The following is a 19105-nucleotide window of genomic DNA, read 5'->3' as shown; positions in this document are numbered from 1 at the left end:
GGGATTCGCTGCGCTTAATATCCCAGATGGGATAAAAACGGCTTTTTCTTTGGATTTGTTCGCTTTTTCTCGACCTGCTCAGGCGCTGAAGCGTTCCAGCAGTCGAACCGGCACGCGCTGGACATTAGGGCTTTCGTTCTTGCCGGTTACCGCGTCGACAAGCAGGCGGCCTGCCTGATCGAGATCGGGCTCTATTGTAGTCAGCGGAGGGTTGGCGATTTCGCCTGCAGGAATACCGTCAAACCCGACCAGCTTGACCTGATCCGGTACCGCGACGCCCGCTTCGTGCAAGGCGTCGAGCACCCCGAAGGCCACCGCATCGCAAACTGCGAAAATGCCATCAAATGGCTTGCCGCTATCTAAAATGGCTTTGGCCGCCATGCGCCCCTGCTCGCTTCGCGGTTTGCCCGGTTCGAACTGTACCAGCTCGGCCGATACGCCCAGCTCCTTTGCGCTGGCCAGGAATGCATCGGCGCGCTCGGTAAACTGGCGTTGCGGGCTGCCGCGTGATCCAACGCAAACGAGGTTCTTGCACTCCTTTGCCACCAAATGTTCCGCCGCGAGCCGTGCGCCACCTTCGTTGTCGGACGACACCCAATCGAGATCACCCGTCGGCGAGCCCCAATAGGCGATTGGCGAAGTCTGCTCGCCAATCTTACGGAAGTAATCCCATGCTTTGCGGTTGGCCGTGGTGCCGATGACGATCAGCCCCTCGGCCTGGCCACGCTCGACGAAGTTGCCAAACAGCTTGTCTTCTTCGGATTGCAGCGAGACCAGAACTTCCAGGCCCTGTTCCGATGCCGCCGCGCAAATGCCGCCCAGCAGCGCATAGGAAAACGGGTTTACATCGCGCGCCCGCGCACCTTCCTGACAGATGACGACTGTCGCGAGCGTGCCGGTGTGCCCCCGCCGCAACCGCGCGGCGCGCTCATCGACGAAGTATCCCAGCTCTTTGGCTGCAGCGAGCACCTTTTCGCGCGTTGCCTCGCTGATCATGGAGGAGCCCGACAGCGCGCGCGAAACGGTCGGCTGGCTCACGCCAGCGCGTTCGGCAACTTCAAAGCTGGTGACACGGCCGGGTTTGCGGGTGGCGTCCAAGAAAGGAACCCTCTTCCAAAGATCACATTTGAATAGCTATGCGACCTATGGCCGAGAAAACCTGCGCGCGCTAGGTAAGAGGGGTATAGTTTGTGAAGCTATGCCCATGGGAGATGCGTTGAATGGATATGCCTGTGATTTCTGCTGATCGGCTGCTCCTTTTCGGGGCCACCGGCGATCTGTCACGGCGCATGCTTTTGCCCTCGCTTTGCGCACTGGATGCGGACGGCCTGCTGCCCGAAGAACTGCGCATCATCGGCACCGCGCGAAGCGAAATGAGCGATGCCGAGTTTCGCAACATGGCGCGTGAGGCATTGGAGACTTTTCTGCCCGCCGAGCGGCGCGGCGGGATGGCGCATTTCCTCAACAAACTGAGCTATCAGGCGCTCGACGCATCGACACTTGAGGGCTTTGACGCGCTGGCCAAGAAAGTCGGCCCGTCTTCCAGCGAGGATGGTGAAGGCGGTCTTGCGATTTTCCTCTCCACTGCGCCCAGCCTGTTCGGCCCAACCATTGCCGGTCTGGAGCATGCAGGCCTCACTGGCGATCATGTGCGCATAGGGCTCGAAAAGCCGCTCGGCACCGACCTCGAAAGCAGCTGTGCGATCAATGACGCTGTGGCCGAGGCTTTCAGCGAAGACCGCATTTTCCGCATCGACCATTATCTGGGAAAAGAGACAGTGCAGAACCTGCTTGCGCTGCGCTTTGCCAATATCCTGTTCGAGCCGTTGTGGAACTCCAACTACATCGACCACGTCCAGATCACCGTTGCGGAAACGGTCGGTCTGGAATCGCGCGTGGCCTATTATAACGATAGCGGCGCGATGCGCGACATGGTGCAGAACCATATGCTGCAATTGCTGGCTCTGGTGGCGATGGAGCCGCCGACCAGCTTTGATGCGACCGCAGTGCGTGACGAGAAGGTGAAGGCGCTGCGCGCGCTGCGGCCTGTTTCCAAAACCGAAGTCGTCACCGGCCAATATCGCAAAGGCGCAGTCGATGGTGCGGCGGTGCCGGGCTATGACGAGGAGCTGGGCAAAGACAGCGACACTGAAACCTTCGTCGCGATCAAGGCGCATGTCGACAATTGGCGCTGGAAGGGCGTGCCTTTCTATCTGCGAACCGGCAAACGCTTGCCGGAGCGCGTGACCGAGATCGTCGTGCAATTCCGCTGTGTCCCGCACTCGATTTTCGAAAGTCTGGGCGCAGGAATGCAGCCGAACAAATTGCTGATCGGCATTCAACCCGAAGAGAACATCACGCTTTCGCTGATGGCGAAGGTCCCGGGCCTGGGCACGGATGGCGTCAAACTGCGCGAAATTCCGCTCGAAATCACCATGCCCGATGCCTTTGTCGGGCAGCACCGCCGGATTGCATACGAGCGCTTGCTGCTCGATCTGATCGGCGGGGATCAGACGCTGTTTGTGCGCCGCGACGAGGTCGAGGCGCAGTGGCAATGGGTCGATGCGATCCGCGAGGTTTGGGAAGAGGTAGAGATCAAACCGAAGACGTACAACGCGGGGACTTGGGGGCCGAGCGCCGCCATCGCGCTGGCCGAACGCGACGGGGTTACTTGGCATGACTGAGTTGAACGACACTATCCACCGCGTAACCCAGCGGGTGATCGAGAACTCGCGCGCGAGCCGTGCGGCCTATCTTGAGTTGATGAAGCGTGAAGGCGACCGCAAACCTGAACACAAGGATATCGCCTGCTCCAACCTCGCCCACGCATTTGCGGGCGCACTCGAAGATCAGGACGCGATGAAGATGCGGCGCGGTCCGAATATCGGGATCGTCTCCGCATACAACGACATGCTTTCCGCGCATCAGCCCTATGGTCGCTATCCCGACCGCATGAAGATCTATGCCCGCGAAATCGGCGCCACCGCACAGGTCGCGGGCGGCACCCCTGCCATGTGTGATGGTGTGACCCAGGGCGAGGACGGGATGGAACTGTCGCTCATCAGTCGCGATGTAATCGCACTGTCGACCGGCGTTGCGCTGTCCCACCAGATGTATGACGGGATCGCGTGTCTGGGCATTTGCGACAAGATCGTACCGGGTCTGCTGATGGGCGCATTGCGCTTTGGCCACCTGCCCGCCGTGTTTGTCCCCTCCGGCCCGATGCCGAGCGGTATCTCTAACAAGCAGAAACAGGAAACCCGCCAGAAATACGCTGCGGGCGAGATCGGCCGAGACGAATTACTCGAAAGCGAGCTGGGTTCGTATCACTCGCCGGGCACCTGCACATTCTATGGAACCGCAAACTCCAACCAGATGATGATGGAGATGATGGGGCTGCATGTCCCCGCCAGTGCGTTCGTCACACCGGGCACCAAATTGCGCCAAGCGCTCGACCGCGCGGCGGTGCATCGCTTGGCGGAGCTGGCCGGCACAACCGAGCGGACACTGGCGCAGGTGGTCGACGAAAAGGCCATTGTGAATGCGGTGATCGGCCTGCTTGCGACCGGCGGATCGACCAACCACGCAATCCACATTCCGGCCATGGCGCGCGCCGCTGGCGTTGTGTTCGATTGGACCGACCTTGCCGAACTTTCCAGCGTCGTGCCGCTGCTCGCACGCGTCTATCCCAACGGATCGGGCGACGTGAACCACTTCCATCAGGCGGGCGGCATGTCTTATGTGGTCCGCACCTTGCTCGACTCAGGGCTTGCGCATGGCGACATCCTGACCGTGTGGGATGGCGGGATGGAGGCCTACACCTCAGAGCCGGTGATGGATGGCGATGACCTTGGCTGGTCGCCCGTCACCGAAAGCCGTGACGACACGATGCTGCGCCCGGTTGCCGAAGCCTTCCAGCCTGATGGCGGGATGAAGCTATTGACCGGTAATCTTGGCCGCGCATGTTTCAAATCCTCCGCCGTCGCGCTCGAGCGCTTCACCGTCGAAGCACCGTGCCGCATATTCGAGAACCAGAAAGACGTGGTCACCGCCTTCAAGGCAGGCGAACTCGACAAGGATGTCGTGGTCGTTGTCCGTTTCCAAGGGCCATGCGCCAATGGCATGCCGGAACTGCACTCGCTCACCCCGTCGCTCGCCGTCCTTCAGGATCGCGGGCACAAGGTCGCGCTGGTGACCGATGGCCGCATGTCGGGCGCGTCGGGCAAAGTGCCGGCGGCGATCCACTGCGTGCCGGAAGCCAAGGGAGGCGGGCCGCTGTCGCGCTTGCAAGATGGCGACATGGTGAAGGTCTGCGCCACCACTGGCGAGGTTTCGACCACAGCCGATCTCGCCGGCCGCACCCCAGCACCCGACCCTGCGCCGCAATGGGGCGTCGGGCGGGAGATGTACCGGATCATGCAGCTGCAAGCTGACAGCGCAGAGAAGGGCGCATCAGCCATTCTCGCGAGCGCAGGGCTCTAAGAGATGGCGGCAACAAGGGATATCGTCGCGGTCGATATTGGGGGCACCCACGCGCGCTTCACCATCGCGTCCATCGCCGAGGACGGAGCGATTACTCTCGCTGACCCGGTCACGCTGCACACTGAAGATCATGCCAGCTTCCAAACGGCGTGGGAGGATTACCGTGACCGTATGGGCGGCACCTTGCCCAATGGTGTCGCAATGGCGATTGCGGGGCCGATCAAGCCCGACATCATCCGCTTCACCAACAACCCTTGGATGATCCGTCCGCCGCTGATCGCGGAAAAACTCGGCTGCGAGAATTATACTCTGGTGAATGATTTCGCGGCTGTTGCCCATGCCGCTGCGCGCGCACCGGAAGATCAGTTCATCCATTTGGCTGGCCCCGATCAACCGCTGCCCGCCACCGGCACGATCAGCGTACTTGGCCCGGGGACCGGCCTTGGCGTCGCGCACTTCTGGCGTGGGCCGCATGGCGAGGTGAATGTCCAATCGACAGAAGGCGGGCATGGCGATTTCGCTCCCGTGGACTCGATCGAGGACGCCATCCTCGCCCGTCTACGCAAAAGGCACACCCGCGTTTCCGACGAGCGTGTGGTTTCCGGCCCGGCCATCGTCGACATTTACGAAACACTCGCCGCGATGGAGGGCCGTGCCGTGGTCGAAATGGACGACATCGAGGTCTGGACCGCAGGCATTTCCGGTGATGACAGCCTTGCCGCCGCCGCCGTTGACCGGTTCTGCCTCGCGCTCGGTTCGGTCGCAGGTGACATCGCCCTGATCCAGGGCGCAAGCGGAGTCGTGATCGCGGGCGGTCTGGGATACCGCATCCGTAAAACGCTGCTTGCATCCGGCTTTGCCTCGCGCTTCGCGGCAAAAGGCCGCTTTGCAGGAATGATGGCAGATATGCCGGTTAAACTGATAACGCACCCCCAGCCGGGCCTGTTCGGCGCCGCGGCCGCTTTTGCCAAGGAACACTGTGAATGACCGATGCGCTGACGCTCTCGACTGTCCCTGATCTGCTGGATCGGTTGAAGGACCTGCATCAGCGCACCCGCGAAACACCTCTGTTCAACCCTGTCTTCCAGCTGGGTCTCGACCTCTCCCGTGCTCTGGAAGGAGACGGCATTGACCTCGACCAGATCGAGGCACTGGTGGAGGAACTGGAATGCGCCAGCCTTCAGGCCCGCGCGACGAAGCTGAAGCGGAACCTTGCTCCGATTGCTGTGGATGCGAATGCAGAGGCGCTCTCGGCGGTTCTGCATGAGACCGACGACTTCGATGCATTTCGCGCGCGCTGGGAAAAACCCAGCTTGCACACCGTTTTCACCGCGCACCCGACCTTTTTGTTGACCCCGGAGCAGTCCGCCGCGGTCGCCGATGCTGCCGCGAGCGATGGCGACGTGACCAACGCGGTGTGCGTCGCAGGGACCGAGCGTCCGGCGATCACGCTCGATTTCGAGCATGGTGAAGTCGTTTCAGCACTCGCCAACGCACAAGATGCGCGGACAGAGATTGTGCGATCCGTGCTGCAGCATGCTGCGCAGCAATGGCCTGATAAATGGCAGGAATTGTCTCCCCTGCCGTTCCGCTTTGCGAGCTGGGTCGGATACGACATGGACGGGCGCACCGATATCAAATGGTACACCTCCATCCGTTTCCGACTGTCGGAAAAAGCGGCACGGTTGGGCCGTTACGCCCACGACCTTTCGGCCATTGATGACAGCCACCCGCTGATCGCAACATTGCGGGCCGGATCCGAACATGCCGTATCCAGCGCGAAAGACTTCGCCGAAGACTTGACCGCACCCAATGACCTGTCCGCAGCCGCCAACCGCCTGACAGCAGACAATCCGGCCAAGCTGACCAGTCTCACCGCCATCATTGAGGCACTGGAAACCGAGGCACGCGAAGCAGAAACCGATCGCGCCATCGCGCTCAAGACGCTCGTCGCTGCGATGCGTGCCGACGGGCTGGGCATGGGCCACATTCACTTCCGTGTGAACGCGAAGCAGCTGCATAACGCCATCCGCGCGCAAATGCACGAGACGCCCGAGCTTGATCTCGCCAGCAAGGGTGCAATGGCGACCTTGCGCGGGATGCTGGAAGAAGTGCAGCCCAAACGCACCAATTTCGCCAGCCTCGCCATCGAAAGCTCGACCGCGACCCGGCAATTCCTCGCTATGGCGCAAATCCTTGGCCATATCGATGCCGACACGCCGATCCGCATGCTTATTGCGGAGTGCGAACAGCCCTCCACGATCCTTGCCGCGCTTTACTTCTCAAAGCTGTTCGGGATCGAGGACAAGGTCGATGTTTCGCCCTTGTTCGAGACCGAGAGCGCGCTGGAGCATGGCGGCCGTTTCCTCGATGCTCTGTGCGAGGAAGAGCAGTACCAGCAATATGCGCGCCTGCGCGGGCGCGCCTGCATTCAAACGGGTTTTTCCGATGCTGGCCGCTTTGTCGGGCAAATCCCCGCCAGCCTTGCCATCGAGCGCCTTCAAGGCCGCTTTGCGCAGGCTATGGCCAAGAACGGCCTCACCGATGTCGCGGCGCTGATCTTCAACACGCATGGTGAGAGCATGGGCCGCGGCGCGCACCCTGGCGGTTTTGCCGACCGTTTGACTTGGCCGATGAGCGAATGGGCGCGCAGCCGCTTCATTCGCAACAAGATTGCGTTGGAGCCGGAGGTCAGCTTCCAAGGCGGCGACGGGTATCTCCACTTTGCCCGCCCAGAGCTAGCGCGTGCCACGCTGACCCGCATCATCACCGAAGAGCCTGAACGCTCCGAAGTTTGCGCTGACCCGCTTTACGAGCGCACCGATATCAGCCTCGATTTCTACCGCGCGATCCGCACGCATCAGCGGCGGCATCTGCGCAGCAAGACTTACTCGCGTGCGGTGACCGCGTTTGGTCTAGGCCTGCTCAATTCCACAGGCAGCCGTGTGTCTCGGCGCCAGTCGGACCTCTCCGCTGATCGCGACATGAACCTGCGGCAAATTCGTGCAATCCCGCATAACTCGATCCTGCAACAGCTCGGCTATCCGGTGAATGTCATATCTGGCGTCGGCAGTGCGGCAGATGGCAATTACGAAGAAGTCGCCGCGCTTCTTGAAGCGAGCGACCGCGGCCAGCAATTGCTGCGTCTTGCGCAGGCTTCCAACGCGCTGGCGAGCATTAAGACGGTTGCGGCGCATGGCGAGCTGTTCAACTCGGCTTATTGGGCAAGCCGCCCCTATCGCGGGACTGAGCCGCATCTGTCGGATGCTTGCGAAACGTTGGCCGAGTATCTGACCGAGGATGACCGTGCGGGCACTTATCGCCGCCTCGCATCACAATTGCGAGTCGATGCGCTGAAGTTTCACCGCCTGCTCGATCTGCTTCCGGCGGAGGAGCGCAACGAGGAACGCGAGACCACACGCCGTCTGATCGGCGCCGCGCAATCGCTGCGCCTTGCCCTCTTCCAGCACATCTTCATCAAAGCGGTGTCGGTGCCGGTGTTTAGCCGTGCCAACGATATCAGCCGCGAAGATGTGCTCGAAATGGTGTTCAGCTTGCGGATCGACGATGCGCTTGCGCAAATGCGCCGCGCCTTCCCGACCAGCTTCCCCGCGCCTGATGACTTTGCCGTCACTGCCCCTGCGGATTACCCCGATGCGGCGACCGAAGGCTATGCCCAGATTGGCCGCGAATTAATCGATCCGATTGAGCGGGCTTATGCTCTGATGCTGCGGATTTCGACGACCATAGCCAACCATTTCGGCGCGCATGGGTAAGATTCGCCGTTAACGAATGGCGGCTCGGGTCGTCCCTCACAGGGACGCGGGCGCGTTAGTCACTGGTAGTTAAGCCAGAATCGAGTCATAATGATTGCGTTATGACGAAGATCACTCCCTTTCGCGCGGCCGCCGCGCTGACGCTTGCCATCGGTCTTGGTGGTGCAGGCATTGCTATCGCCCAATCGGCCAGCGAAGTCGCTGACACTGCCGAGCAGATTGCTCAGGAAGCTGAAGAAGCTATCCGCGCAATTGATCCGGATACCGGAGAAGACTCCAAAGTGGTCGATCCGTCTTCGACGCAGCCCTATGCAGAACCCGAAACCGCTGGTGCTTCGCCTGAGCCATTTGAGCCCGGTCTGCCGCCGCTGGCAGAGGACGAACTGGGTTCGGTCGATCAGGCTGTGCCAGCGCCGCCCGCTGCACCTGCTGAACGCACTCCGGCAATTCGCATGATCTCGAACCCGACCGTGCAGCAGTTGCCCGCGCCAAAGCCAAGCGCACCTGCATTGTCACGTCGCGTCGCCAAGAAAGACCCATTCGTCATCAAGAGCATTCTGGATGTCCCCGGCACGCTTCGATACGGCCAATGGTTCTGGGACGAATCCAATGCGCCGAAGAAGGGCAAGCTGGTCATCACGGTTGACCTCAACGCCCGCATCATCAGCGCATTCCGCGACGGTCACGAGATTGGCACCGCAGTGGCGCTGCTCGGCACGCGCAAGCACCCTACTCCGCTCGGTAACTTCAAGATCCTGACCAAGGAAAAGGACAACGTCTCGGAGAAGTACGACAACGCTCCGATGCCGTGGACCTTGCGCCTGACGTGGAGCGGTATTGCCATACATGGTTCTGAAGTCATCAACGGCTATGCCAGCCATGGCTGTGTCGGTGTTCCAAACCCGTTTGCCGAAAAGCTGTTCGCAGCGGCCAAGCGCGGCGACATCGTGGTGATCACACGCGGTGGCCTGATCGGCGTGGGCGACAAGATCGGCTAAGCAACCGTCGTCAATGCGATGTTCTGGGCGGTTCCGGTGAGAACCGCCAGACGCGCATCGTCACACCAACTTTCGCGACCTCTTCCGCGCCGGGGGTGATCAACACGCCGCTGATCGACGCATTATCTCCGCGCCAGAGCCGGTCATAGGCTCTGCCCGCTTCACTGCGAGTGGCAATGCCGCCCAGCTGGTCAATGATGTGCAGGATCGTCTCGATAGCGACCACGCGCGGAACATTGACGTAGTATCGGAACGCCAGATCATCCTCGCGGTGCACCATCTCTTCGCGGTCGAGCTGCGCATACCATTCCAGCGCGCGCCAAGCCTCGGATAGATGTTGCGCGCTGTTGGCGAGGCCTTCCACGGAAAGGATATCTCTTTGATCGGCCAGATGCTCGCGCACCCGGACGCGGTCGAAATTTCGGTCCAAATTGGAGGGATCTCGCACCGGATCGATGCCAGCTTGAGCCACTAGAGCTTCCAATTCTGACTGACGCCAATCGAGCAGCGGACGCAGCAGTGGTGTTTCGCCATCTGGTAGAAGTGTCGCCGCGCGCACGCCCGCGAGCCCGGACAAACCGCTCCCCCGCGCCAAACGCATCAGCAGCGTTTCCGCCTGATCGTCAGCGTGATGCGCGGTTGCAAGCGCGCCAAGTCCACGGGCCTGCACCCATTCGCCCAGCGCCGCATAGCGTGCCTCGCGGGCCTTCGCCTGAAGATTTCCGGCGGAGACCGAAACTTTGATCGGGGTAAAGGAAATGTCGCGAGCGGCGCAGACTTGTCCGACCAGCGCAACCTCACTCGCCGCTTCGGGACGCAGTCCATGATCAACGCTCGCCACGGCAATCTCACCTGGCAAAGCCTCGTGCGCGAGCAAAAGCAGTGCGAGACTGTCTGGTCCACCGGATACGGCGAGGCCCAGCGGACCGGTGCGCTCGTCTTCGGGCCAAAGAAAGGCCAGCCGCTGGGCTAAGCGTGCGATCAGGTCAGGATCGAAATCCGAAGATGAAGCCGAGCTATCAATCAGCGCCCCCGCCCATCAACCCGCGTCAGCTCGCTGCTTCGGCTTGGCAGTCTACCTTGCCGAGGTTGGCCTGATACTGGGAAGCGAGACGACCACCAGCCACAGCGGGATAGGTGCTCGCAAACTCGCCCAGCGCGATGCAAGCGCGGCGCGTATCATTCAAAGCGATCATCGCTTCTGAGAGATACAGCAAGCTGTCCGGTGCCCGGCGGGCCTGCTTGTCGCTCTGATAGTTCTTGATGAACCAGCTCGCCGCTTCATCGGCCTTGCCATCATCGAGGTAAGCACGGCCAAGCAGGTTTCGTGCGTAGGTTTGACGCGAGTGGCTTGGATACTTCTCGATAAAGTCTGAAAGCGCCTGACGCGCCTCGGGATAGAAGCCCGCATTCCAGAGGCGGAAGCCGTAGGAATAGTCATCATCGCCCGCATCGTCGGTCTGCGGCTTTGTAATTGCCTGCACTGCAGCAAGCCGCGATGCGCTCGGGCCTGTCGAAGCGGCGGTCGCCGGTGCAACTGAGGTGGACTCGGTATCAACTGGCCCCTGAACCTCGCGGCTAGCGGCGTCGCCCGTCATTGCGGCTATGTTCGTTTCTGCTGCCGATCCTTCCGCCTCTGTGCTGGTATTCGCAGCCACTTCGGCTTCGCGCGCACTTTCCAGTGCGGCGATGCGCGTTTCCATACCGGACAGCTTGTTGCCGTTTTCTTCGGTCTGGGCAGTCAGGCGCTGAAGCTGTTGCTCGATGGCATCCAACCGCGCAAGAATATCGGTCACCGCCGTCGTGCTGGCCGGATTGGTCGTTGTCGCGCGATTGCTTTCACCCGGCGCGATTTCCGGCTGGAAAAACTGGCTCTCATTGTTCTGGAACACGTTGCGCTGCAGCGCGCGGATTTCCGCTTCGATCTTGCGAATGCGAGCTTCGGAGACATCATCCTGAGCCATCGCAGGGATTGGGGTGGTCGCAACTGTTGCTGCAGCAAGGACGCCGGCGAGCATGCGGGTTGTCTTATGGGCGGCGCGAATTTTCATCTCGTCTCGAGCTCCTTTTCCATGCCGTCAGTGCATTGATTGAAAGCCGAAATGCACGCCGCTGCATGAACCTGAGCCGAATCTTTGCCTTTTCGAAGTCCTTAAGTCGAGTGTGGAAGGCTTCGAAATGGGGGAAAGGATCGGTTGATCGCGGGTTAGGTTCCGTCCGCCGCATCAGCGCGAGCCAGCAGTGCCTGGGCTGAAATTGGTGCGTCAGCGAGAACCACTTGCTCTTCGGACAGTTTGGGCACGCTTTGACCATCAATCGTGATCGCCAACAGGTGCGGGAGGCCGGTGTTTACGCGCGGATCGGTGGCTGTCGTAGGCACTTCAAAGGTCTCATCCTTCTCCATGATCTTTTCGAGCAAGCGCTCGCCGCCCTCTTCGTAAAAGCGGACCCAGATGCCGTCTTCCAACGCGGTAATCACCACTTGGCCGCTTGCACTTGGCGCTGCGGAGGAAGCCTGCCCCCCGTCATTTCCTTCGCTTGCTGCCTCTTCGGCATCTTCCGTGCCAGCCAAGAGCGATGCGGGATCTGCACCCGATCCGAAGTAGCTGGTGAAGAAGGCGATTGCGCCAATCGCCAGGATCAGAGCCGCAATTCCGGCAAACCAGACAAGGCCTGTTGATGGCAGCTTGGCAGGATCGCCGGGTTCCATGCCACTTCCGATGCCGCTGCGATGATAGTCGGCATCAGCCAACTCGTCGCGAACTCGATCAGCGATATCTGCGCCGTCCAGACCTACCATTCCTGCATAGGTGCGTGAAAAGCCAATTGCATATGTGCGCGACGGCAAGGCATCAAAGCGTCCGGCTTCGATAGACTCCAGATGACGGACCGGAATGCGGGTTTCAGCAGCGACCTGCTCTAGCTTGAGCTTCTTGCCCTCACGTGCGGCGCGTAAGTCTTCCCCGGGGCCCGAAGGGATCAGCTCCTCGGTCTCGCTTTCGTGTTCGCTATCCATGACCCGGCCTTATTATTTTTACGTGGCGCTTTTGTGTTGAACGCACAAAGTATGTCTGAGTGCCCCGTGTCAAGGATCTCGCTGACTCGTCGTGCTTTCGGGCACCTTCAGCGCCAGTTTTCGATCAATCGACGTCGATGCCGCGTTCGGCAGCCCAAGCCGCTAATTCTTCGCGCAAATTGACCGAAGGGTCTCCGAGCCAACCGGACATCGCCTCGGTAATCTCGGCCAGATCAACTCGGCGCACCAGCTCCTTGATCGGGCCAACGGCTGCGGGCGTGATCGACAAACGACGATATCCGATTCCCAACAGCGCAAGCGCTTCAAGACGACGCCCGCCCATTTCTCCGCAGACGCCCACATCTACTCCGCTGCCTGTGGTCGATTGCGACACGCGGCGGAGGAAGCGCATGATGGGGATGCTCAGCCAGTCATAGCGCGTCGCCAAACTGGGGTTCGCGCGGTCGGCAGCAAACAGGAACTGTGTCAGATCGTTGGTGCCAATCGAGAGAAAACTCAGTTTCGGCAGAAGCAGATCAAGCACCTCGGCGAGCGCTGGCACTTCCAACATTGCGCCGTAATGGATCGCATCGGGTAGCTGCTTCTTGTGCTTGCGCATGAAAGCGAGCTGTTCGTCAAAGACGGTCTTCGCGGCGTCAAATTCCCATGGCTCGGATACCATCGGAAACATCACATAAAGCGACCGCCCGCTGCTGGCCTCTAACAGGGCGCGCGCCTGCGCTTTCATCAAACCTTCGCGTTCCAACGCCAGCCGAAGCGCGCGCCAGCCCATCGCCGGGTTTTCATCCTCTGCCGACATATCGGATGCGAGATACGGCACCGACTTGTCGCCGCCGATGTCGACGGTGCGGAAAATGACCGGCTTGTCGCCCGCCGCATCCAGCACATCGCGATAGAGCTTGGTCTGCCGCTCCCGCTGCGGCAGCGTTGCCGAAACAAGGAATTGAAATTCGGTGCGGAAGAGGCCCACCCCGTCTGCACCAGTCAGCGGCAGGCTGGACATATCATCACGCAGGCCCGCATTCATCATCACCTGAATGCGGGTGCCGCAACGAGTAAACGGTTCTACATCACGCAATTCGGCATAAGCCGCCTGCTTTTCGCGCGATTTCGCGAAGCGTGCCTCAAACGCATCGGCGACCTGCGCGGATGGTCGCACGGTGGCGCTGGCAGCGGTTGCATCAAGTAGGATTTCATCGCCATCACGGATGATCCCGCGAATGCCCGAAGCGCGGCCAAGGACCGGCACGCCCATCGCCCGCGCAACAATCACCACATGGGCGGTCAAGGACCCTTCCTCTAGGATCACACCTTTCAAGCGGCGCTTGTCATATTCGAGCAGCTCTGCCGGCCCGAGATTGCGCGCTATTAGGATCGTGTCGCGCCGCAGGCCTTGAGAAGCAGCGGTGCCCAATTGGCCAGACACAATGCGCAGCAGCCTGTTCGCCAGATCCTCCAGATCGTGCATCCGGTCGGCTAGGAGCGCATCGTCAATCTCGCGCATGCGCATGCGGGTGTGTTGCTGCACACGCTCGATCGCTGCCTCGGCAGTCAGACCGCTATCGATCGCTTCGTTGATGCGCCGTGACCATCCTTCGTCATAGGCAAACATCTTATAGGTCTCGAGCACCTCTTCCTGTTCGCCGCCCACACCGAATTCGGCTTGCTGCGCCAGCCCATCAATCTGCTCGCGCATCCTGTCGAAGGCGCGGTACACACGCTGGCGTTCGGCCTCGATATCTTCGGCCATCACCTGCGTGATCTGGACGCGCGGCTGGTGGTAGACCGCTTGGCCTTTGGCGAGCCCCTTAACCAAGGTCAGTCCGTTGATCGTTTGGGGCCCCGTCTGCGCTTCCGTCAGGCCCAGAGCCTGTTCCTCGTCGATCAGTTCGGCATTGGCGATCATTTCAGACAGCACCATTGCGGTTGTCTGCAGCGCCTCGATCTCGACCTCTTCGTAACGCCGCGGCTCTACATGCTGCACGCACAGCACGCCCACTGCGCGCTCGCGATAAACAATCGGCACACCGGCAAAGGAGTGGAACTTATCTTCTCCCGTTTCCGGCCGATATTGGAAGTCAGGATGAGCCTTGGCCTCGGCGAGGTTTAGCGTTTCAACATTGTCGGCAATCGTCCCGGTCAAACCTTCGCCGATCGCCATGCGAGTGACGTGGACCGCGCTTTTGTTAAGGCCGCGCGTCGCGAACAGCTCAAGCATTCCTTCGCGCAGGAGATAGATCGAGCACACCTCGCTCGTCAGGCTTTCACCGATGATATCTGCGACCTGATCCAGCTTCCCCTGCGCGTGCAGGCGCGAAGCCATCACTTCGTGCAGGCGAGTGAGGATTTGTCGGGCAGAGGCGGCGGCTGTCATTTCAGAAAGGGCTTACGCATTCACTGTTACAAAATCAAAGGCGAACGAGGGGATTTGGAGCCAATATGCAATGTGCGCGCCCCGTTGCCGGAACGCGCACAATCGGAATTGAATTGGCGCCGCTGCGCTACGTTCGCGAAATCTCTTCCTTCAATCGAAGTTTTTGCTTCTTGAGAAATTGAAGGGTCGCAGCATCAGGTGATGGACGGGCCATCTCTTCACGCAGTCGAGCATCAAGCCCGGCATGTTTGGATTGGAGAGCATTCACGTGAGATGAAGCTGCGGACGATGCCATATGCGTTCTCCTATATATGCGTCGGGGGACTGCCCCCTTTGGGAACGACTCGGCGTCATGACGGCCGAGCCGCTGGGTCTGATAAAACCATAAGCACGCTAACTTGCAAAGCACTACCAATGCATGAATCGAGAGCTCCCGAGGAAGGCTTGCGGTGAATTGAGTTTCCAGGTGCCTTGAACAGGCGCGCAAATCGGGGGAAACACCCGTCCGCGACCTGCATTGGCAACTTAGGTGATTCGGAAACAGCCATGAATGAGCAAGAGCTGGAGAAGCGGCTGGCCCTGCTGAAATCCGAACACCGCGATCTCGACGCCGCGATCAGCGCGTTGACCGAAGCGGGATCAACCGATCAGCTGCAGATCGCACGCTTGAAGAAACGCAAATTGCGCTTGAAGGACCAGATCGCGATTATCGAAGATACCTTGTTGCCCGATATTATCGCGTAGATTTCCGGTCTTTTGACCCGCCAATTTGTACCACTGCGGGACACTTTGAACATTTAAAGCGGAAAGTAACCTTACCCTTCTGGCGGGGGCGGAATTGCGGGCGTAGCGGGGAAGAACTGCTATGTCCGACGCAACCAATCTCACTCGTCCGATTATCGAAGCGCTCTACAGCGAGGCACTGCTGCTCGCCGATGAAGTGCGTGCTGTATTTGCGCTGGGCACGAAAGAGCCAGCCGATGGTGACAGCACAATGGTACGACTGGCGCTCTCAACCGAAGGGCTGAAGACGACCACGCGCATGATGCATGTGCTGGCTTGGCTGTTGAACCAACGTGCTTATTTCTCGGGCGAGCTGTCAGAAAAGCAGGTGCGGCGCAGCAACACGCTTCCGGCTGATCGTCCGTCTGATCCGGAGCAGCTCGCACTGCTTGAGCCGCCGACATGCGACCTCATCTTCGAAACCGAGCGGATCCACAAACGGATCGCCCGTCTGGACGAAGCATGGCGTCAGCGTATTGAAGCAGAATCGCCCGTGCGCGCCTTCCAGGACCGTATCGGGCGCGAGCTAGGCGGCCGATAGAGCCTTGCGCCAGCGGGCCAAGCGGTCTTCGCGAACGGCATCATCCATTGAAGGCTCGAACCGAGCCAATTTGCCGCGCATGGCCTCGGCTGCTGCTTCAAGACTGTCGTAAAGCCCCGCGCCAGCAGCGGCCAGCATAGCCGTTCCGAGCGCGGTAGTTTCGATAAAGTCCGGGCGCTCCACAGCTACGCCAAGCACATCAGCCATGTCCTGCGCCATCCAATCATTCGCCGCCATACCGCCGTCAATGCGCAAGGTCTCCCAAGCCGTGCCATCTTTTGCGAAGGCTTCTGCAAGATCGTGAGTTTGGTGCGCCATGGCTTCCAGAGCGGCGCGGGCCAGCTGAGCTTTTCCGCTCGCGAAACTTAGGCCGGTGATCACACCGCGCGCATCGGCTCTCCAATGCGGCGCTCCCAAACCTGCGAGAGCCGGAACGATCGTCACACCGCCGCTATCGGGGATCGAGCGGGCCAGTTCCTCCGTCTGGCTTGCAACATCGACAATACCCAGAGAGTCGCGAAGCCATTGCACAAGGCTGCCCGCAACAAAAACCGAGCCCTCAATCGCATAGGTGCGCTTACCTCCAAGCTGCGTCAGCACGGTGCCGAGCAGACGGTTCTCCGATCGCGGAACTGTCGCGCCCTGATTGGTCAAAACAAATGCGCCGGTGCCGTATGTCGCTTTGGTCTCTCCCGGCGAAAGGCACGCCTGCCCGATGGTCGCTGACTGCTGATCACCCGCCAGACCGGTGATCGGGATGCGCCGACCGAACAAACCCTCGGCAGTTTGGCCGAGCTGACCCGACATATCGACGACTTCGGGCAAGGCAGCGTGCGGCACGCCGAACAAGTCGCACAGTCCCTCGTCAAACTGTGCGCCCGCCAATTCGAGCAACAATGTGCGGCTGGCATTGCTGGCGTCGGTCAGATGATCGCCGCCGGTCAGCTTGAACATCAGCCAGCTTTCAACCGTCCCAAAGGCCAGCGTACCGGCGTCCGCCGCGGCGCGGACTTCGGGCACATTGTCGAGCATCCAGCGCATTTTGGTGCCGGAAAAATAGGGGTCGAGCAACAGGCCGGTGCGGCTCTGTACCTCAGCCTCGTGTTCCGCAGCGCGCAGATCAGCGCAGAACGGCTCGGTCCGTCGATCCTGCCACACAATCGCTCGGGTCAGGGGTTCACCGGTTGTCTTGTCCCACGCCACCACTGTTTCACGCTGGTTGGTGATGCCGATTGCGGCAACCATAGCCGCGCCGCCTGCCTTCGGGATCACTTCGAGCGCGCATTCAAGCGTCTTGGCCCAGATTTCTGTCGCATCATGCTCAACCCAGCCGCTTTGCGGATAGTGTTGCGTCAGCTCTGCCTGCGCACTCGCCACCAGCACACCGTCGCTCGCAAACAACATAGCGCGGGTGGATGTAGTGCCTTCATCAAGAACAAGAATGTAGTCGCTCATGCAATCCCCCAATTCTCTTTGGCGTGACTTCTGCCGATCTCTCCACCATATGCAAGAGCATGGCAGGCATACCTCCCAAACCTTGGCCCACGGGCGAGGCCGAACAGCTTGAACCGCTGGTAAAGCGCGTACTCGCGCCCAATCCGTCGCCCTATACCTACACCGGTACGCAGACTTATGTGGTCGGACAGAGCGAAGGCCCCGACTGCGCAGTGATTGATCCCGGCCCTGATGATCCGGTACATATTGCGGCGATTATGGCGGCTGTCGGCGCTGCAAAAGTGATAGCGATCATGTGCACGCATACGCACCGCGATCACTCGCCCGCTGCCGCGCCGCTGGCACAACAAACGGGCGCCCCCATCGTCGGCTGCGCACCGCTCGTTCTGCAAGTGGATGGACCGCGTTCGGACGAGGCGTTTGATACGACATACGAACCCGACCGCGTGCTGGAAGATGGCGAGCAGATGCGCGGCACTGGCTGGACGCTGACCGCCGTGGCCACGCCAGGTCACACTTCAAACCACCTGTGTTTTGCGCTTGAGGAAAGCGGCGCGCTGTTCACGGGCGATCATGTCATGGGCTGGTCCACCAGCGTCGTCATCCCGCCCGATGGCGATATGGGAAACTACATGGCGAGCCTCGAGAAGCTGCAGGCGCGCGATGATGTGGTCTATCACTCGGCGCACGGAGCGGCGATCACCAAGCCAAAACAATTGGTGCGCGGGATGATCGGCCACCGTCGCCAGCGCGAGAACCAGATTGTCCGGTTGATGAACGAACGGGCGCGACCCGTGAGCGATTTCATACCGGATATGTACAAAGGCCTCGACGAGCGGCTGATAGGCGCAGCTGAAATGAGCGTGACCGCGCATTTGATCGATCTCGAGAAACGCGGAATGGCGATAGTGGAGGACGGTGTATGGCGAGTGATCTGAAACCGTCCGAGCGTCCTTTGCAGGTGGATGTGGCGCCCAAGGAAGCAGCACATGGTGACATCGCCGCCTCGGGCGAACGCGCCTTGCATGATGGTGGCATTCTCGGCTCTCGCGGGGAAAAGCTCCTGTTTGCGCTGCTCGTGGCGCTGCTTGCACTAGCTGCCTTCCTCGGCTGGCGCGCCTACGTCTATCAGGAAGAAGGCGATCCGGTTGCCAGCGCAATGCTGGCTTTTGAGAAGCAAAACTCGCTGATCGTGTTTTCCAGCCATTTCGAAGTCGTGGCCGAAAGCGAATACGAGCAATCGCTCGGCCCAGTCACACTCCGCAAGGTGAGGCAGGCCGCAATCATTCCTGCCGATGTAGACTACCGCCTCGATCTGTCGGCGATGGATGCCGAAGCCTTCGACTGGAACGATCAAACGCAGGTTCTCAGCGTTACTCTGCCCCAGCTGCAGACTTCGCGCCCCAACCTTGATGAAAGCAAGGCGCGGCTTTTCACCGAGGGGCTACTTAACACGGGCGGTTCGCAGCAGCTGCTGTCCGAACAAAACTCCGAAATCGCCGAGCGCAAGGCGCAGGAGTTTGCTAAAAACTCCGAAATCCTGAACCTCGCCCGCACTGCAGCAAAGGAAGCCGTGCGGCAAAATCTCGCAATCCCACTTCAGGTTGCTGGTTATGAGAATGCCAAGGTTTCGGTGACGTTTGAAAACGGCGAATAGCT

17 protein-coding genes are annotated in these 19105 nt (G+C 60.4%); 10 read left to right on the top strand and 7 right to left on the bottom strand.

Annotated features, from left to right (window positions below):
- Positions 1–78 precede the first annotated feature (78 nt).
- Positions 79–1098 (bottom strand): LacI family DNA-binding transcriptional regulator, encoded by a 1020-nt coding sequence (locus AC0V6K_RS09840; protein ID WP_472621746.1) that lies wholly within the window; start codon positions 1096–1098, stop codon positions 79–81.
- Positions 1099–1226: 128 nt separating this feature from the next.
- Here AC0V6K_RS09840 and zwf point away from each other — a divergent pair, with 128 nt between their 5' ends.
- The 5 genes from zwf (at position 1227) to AC0V6K_RS09815 (ending at position 9256) form a co-directional block, all read left to right on the top strand.
- Positions 1227–2684 carry a glucose-6-phosphate dehydrogenase gene (gene zwf / locus AC0V6K_RS09835; protein WP_472626104.1) on the top strand — a complete coding sequence of 486 codons (1458 nt, stop codon included), beginning with the start codon at positions 1227–1229 and terminating at the stop codon, positions 2682–2684.
- On the top strand, positions 2677–4482 hold the full coding sequence (gene edd, locus AC0V6K_RS09830; RefSeq protein ID WP_472621744.1) for a phosphogluconate dehydratase: 1806 nt from the start codon (positions 2677–2679) through the stop codon (positions 4480–4482). The genes zwf and edd overlap by 8 nt, the downstream gene beginning before the upstream one ends.
- A 3-nt stretch (positions 4483–4485) precedes the next feature.
- Positions 4486–5469, top strand: a complete 984-nt coding sequence (locus tag AC0V6K_RS09825; protein WP_472621742.1) for a glucokinase — start codon at positions 4486–4488, stop codon at positions 5467–5469.
- Positions 5466–8258, top strand: coding sequence for a phosphoenolpyruvate carboxylase (locus tag AC0V6K_RS09820; protein WP_472621740.1), 2793 nt, complete (start codon positions 5466–5468; stop codon positions 8256–8258). Before AC0V6K_RS09825 ends, AC0V6K_RS09820 begins: the two co-directional genes overlap by 4 nt.
- A gap of 101 nt (positions 8259–8359) precedes the next feature.
- On the top strand, positions 8360–9256 hold the full coding sequence (locus AC0V6K_RS09815; protein WP_472621738.1) for a L,D-transpeptidase family protein: 897 nt from the start codon (positions 8360–8362) through the stop codon (positions 9254–9256).
- A gap of 10 nt (positions 9257–9266) precedes the next feature.
- Here the strand turns inward: AC0V6K_RS09815 and tilS are convergent, their stop codons facing one another.
- Entirely contained in the window at positions 9267–10115 is an 849-nt protein-coding gene (gene tilS / locus AC0V6K_RS09810; RefSeq protein WP_472626102.1) for a tRNA lysidine(34) synthetase TilS, read from the bottom strand.
- Here tilS and AC0V6K_RS09805 point away from each other — a divergent pair.
- Positions 10080–10229 (top strand): hypothetical protein, encoded by a 150-nt coding sequence (locus AC0V6K_RS09805; protein ID WP_472626209.1) that lies wholly within the window; start codon positions 10080–10082, stop codon positions 10227–10229. The genes tilS and AC0V6K_RS09805 overlap by 36 nt on opposite strands.
- Before the next feature lie 76 nt (positions 10230–10305).
- Here the strand turns inward: AC0V6K_RS09805 and AC0V6K_RS09800 are convergent, their stop codons facing one another.
- The 4 genes from AC0V6K_RS09800 to AC0V6K_RS09785 form a co-directional block, all read right to left on the bottom strand.
- Positions 10306–11307, bottom strand: coding sequence for a tetratricopeptide repeat protein (locus AC0V6K_RS09800; protein ID WP_472621736.1), 1002 nt, complete (start codon positions 11305–11307; stop codon positions 10306–10308).
- Positions 11308–11462: 155 nt separating this feature from the next.
- Positions 11463–12272, bottom strand: a complete 810-nt coding sequence (locus AC0V6K_RS09795) for a helix-turn-helix domain-containing protein (protein WP_472621734.1) — start codon at positions 12270–12272, stop codon at positions 11463–11465.
- 124 nt (positions 12273–12396) lie between these two features.
- Complete coding sequence (ptsP, locus tag AC0V6K_RS09790) at positions 12397–14667, bottom strand: phosphoenolpyruvate--protein phosphotransferase (RefSeq protein ID WP_472621732.1); 2271 nt, start codon at positions 14665–14667, stop codon at positions 12397–12399.
- 127 nt (positions 14668–14794) lie between these two features.
- Positions 14795–14962, bottom strand: a complete 168-nt coding sequence (locus AC0V6K_RS09785; RefSeq protein ID WP_486172621.1) for a YdcH family protein — start codon at positions 14960–14962, stop codon at positions 14795–14797.
- A 251-nt stretch (positions 14963–15213) separates the two neighbouring features.
- On the opposite strand from AC0V6K_RS09785, the gene AC0V6K_RS09780 reads away from it, so the two are divergent.
- Together AC0V6K_RS09780 and AC0V6K_RS09775 are read left to right on the top strand one after the other, a co-directional pair.
- A complete protein-coding gene (locus AC0V6K_RS09780) occupies positions 15214–15411 on the top strand; it encodes a YdcH family protein (RefSeq protein ID WP_472621730.1) in 198 nt (65 codons plus the stop codon).
- A gap of 121 nt (positions 15412–15532) precedes the next feature.
- Positions 15533–15991, top strand: coding sequence for a DUF1465 family protein (locus tag AC0V6K_RS09775; RefSeq protein ID WP_472621728.1), 459 nt, complete (start codon positions 15533–15535; stop codon positions 15989–15991).
- On the opposite strand, the gene glpK is transcribed toward AC0V6K_RS09775, so the two are convergent.
- A complete protein-coding gene (gene glpK / locus AC0V6K_RS09770; protein WP_472621726.1) occupies positions 15977–17446 on the bottom strand; it encodes a glycerol kinase GlpK in 1470 nt (489 codons plus the stop codon). The two genes, AC0V6K_RS09775 and glpK, sit on opposite strands and share 15 nt — an antisense overlap.
- Positions 17447–17505: 59 nt before the next feature.
- On the opposite strand from glpK, the gene AC0V6K_RS09765 reads away from it, so the two are divergent.
- Positions 17506–18384, top strand: coding sequence for an MBL fold metallo-hydrolase (locus AC0V6K_RS09765; RefSeq protein ID WP_472621724.1), 879 nt, complete (start codon positions 17506–17508; stop codon positions 18382–18384).
- The gene (locus AC0V6K_RS09760) at positions 18369–19103 is read left to right on the top strand and encodes a DUF4230 domain-containing protein (RefSeq protein WP_472621722.1); all 735 of its coding nucleotides are present in this window, start codon (positions 18369–18371) and stop codon (positions 19101–19103) included. Before AC0V6K_RS09765 ends, AC0V6K_RS09760 begins: the two co-directional genes overlap by 16 nt.
- The last annotated feature ends 2 nt before the right edge of the window (positions 19104–19105 follow it).

This window comes from Erythrobacter sp. S43, assembly GCF_057364955.1.
Note: the sequence above shows the minus strand (reverse complement) of the source record. Positions and strands in the feature narration are given on the sequence as shown.

Coding starts and splice junctions, on each gene's coding strand:
- zwf (WP_472626104.1), top strand. CDS start 1,227: ATGCCTGTGATTTCTGCTGATCGGCTGCTCCTTTTCGGGGCCACCGGC.
- edd (WP_472621744.1), top strand. CDS start 2,677: ATGACTGAGTTGAACGACACTATCCACCGCGTAACCCAGCGGGTGATC.
- AC0V6K_RS09825 (WP_472621742.1), top strand. CDS start 4,486: ATGGCGGCAACAAGGGATATCGTCGCGGTCGATATTGGGGGCACCCAC.
- AC0V6K_RS09820 (WP_472621740.1), top strand. CDS start 5,466: ATGACCGATGCGCTGACGCTCTCGACTGTCCCTGATCTGCTGGATCGG.
- AC0V6K_RS09815 (WP_472621738.1), top strand. CDS start 8,360: ATGACGAAGATCACTCCCTTTCGCGCGGCCGCCGCGCTGACGCTTGCC.
- AC0V6K_RS09805 (WP_472626209.1), top strand. CDS start 10,080: ATGATCAACGCTCGCCACGGCAATCTCACCTGGCAAAGCCTCGTGCGC.
- AC0V6K_RS09800 (WP_472621736.1), bottom strand. CDS start 11,307: ATGAAAATTCGCGCCGCCCATAAGACAACCCGCATGCTCGCCGGCGTC.
- AC0V6K_RS09795 (WP_472621734.1), bottom strand. CDS start 12,272: ATGGATAGCGAACACGAAAGCGAGACCGAGGAGCTGATCCCTTCGGGC.
- ptsP (WP_472621732.1), bottom strand. CDS start 14,667: ATGACAGCCGCCGCCTCTGCCCGACAAATCCTCACTCGCCTGCACGAA.
- AC0V6K_RS09785 (WP_486172621.1), bottom strand. CDS start 14,962: ATGGCATCGTCCGCAGCTTCATCTCACGTGAATGCTCTCCAATCCAAA.
- AC0V6K_RS09780 (WP_472621730.1), top strand. CDS start 15,214: ATGAATGAGCAAGAGCTGGAGAAGCGGCTGGCCCTGCTGAAATCCGAA.
- AC0V6K_RS09775 (WP_472621728.1), top strand. CDS start 15,533: ATGTCCGACGCAACCAATCTCACTCGTCCGATTATCGAAGCGCTCTAC.
- glpK (WP_472621726.1), bottom strand. CDS start 17,446: ATGAGCGACTACATTCTTGTTCTTGATGAAGGCACTACATCCACCCGC.
- AC0V6K_RS09765 (WP_472621724.1), top strand. CDS start 17,506: ATGGCAGGCATACCTCCCAAACCTTGGCCCACGGGCGAGGCCGAACAG.
- AC0V6K_RS09760 (WP_472621722.1), top strand. CDS start 18,369: ATGGCGAGTGATCTGAAACCGTCCGAGCGTCCTTTGCAGGTGGATGTG.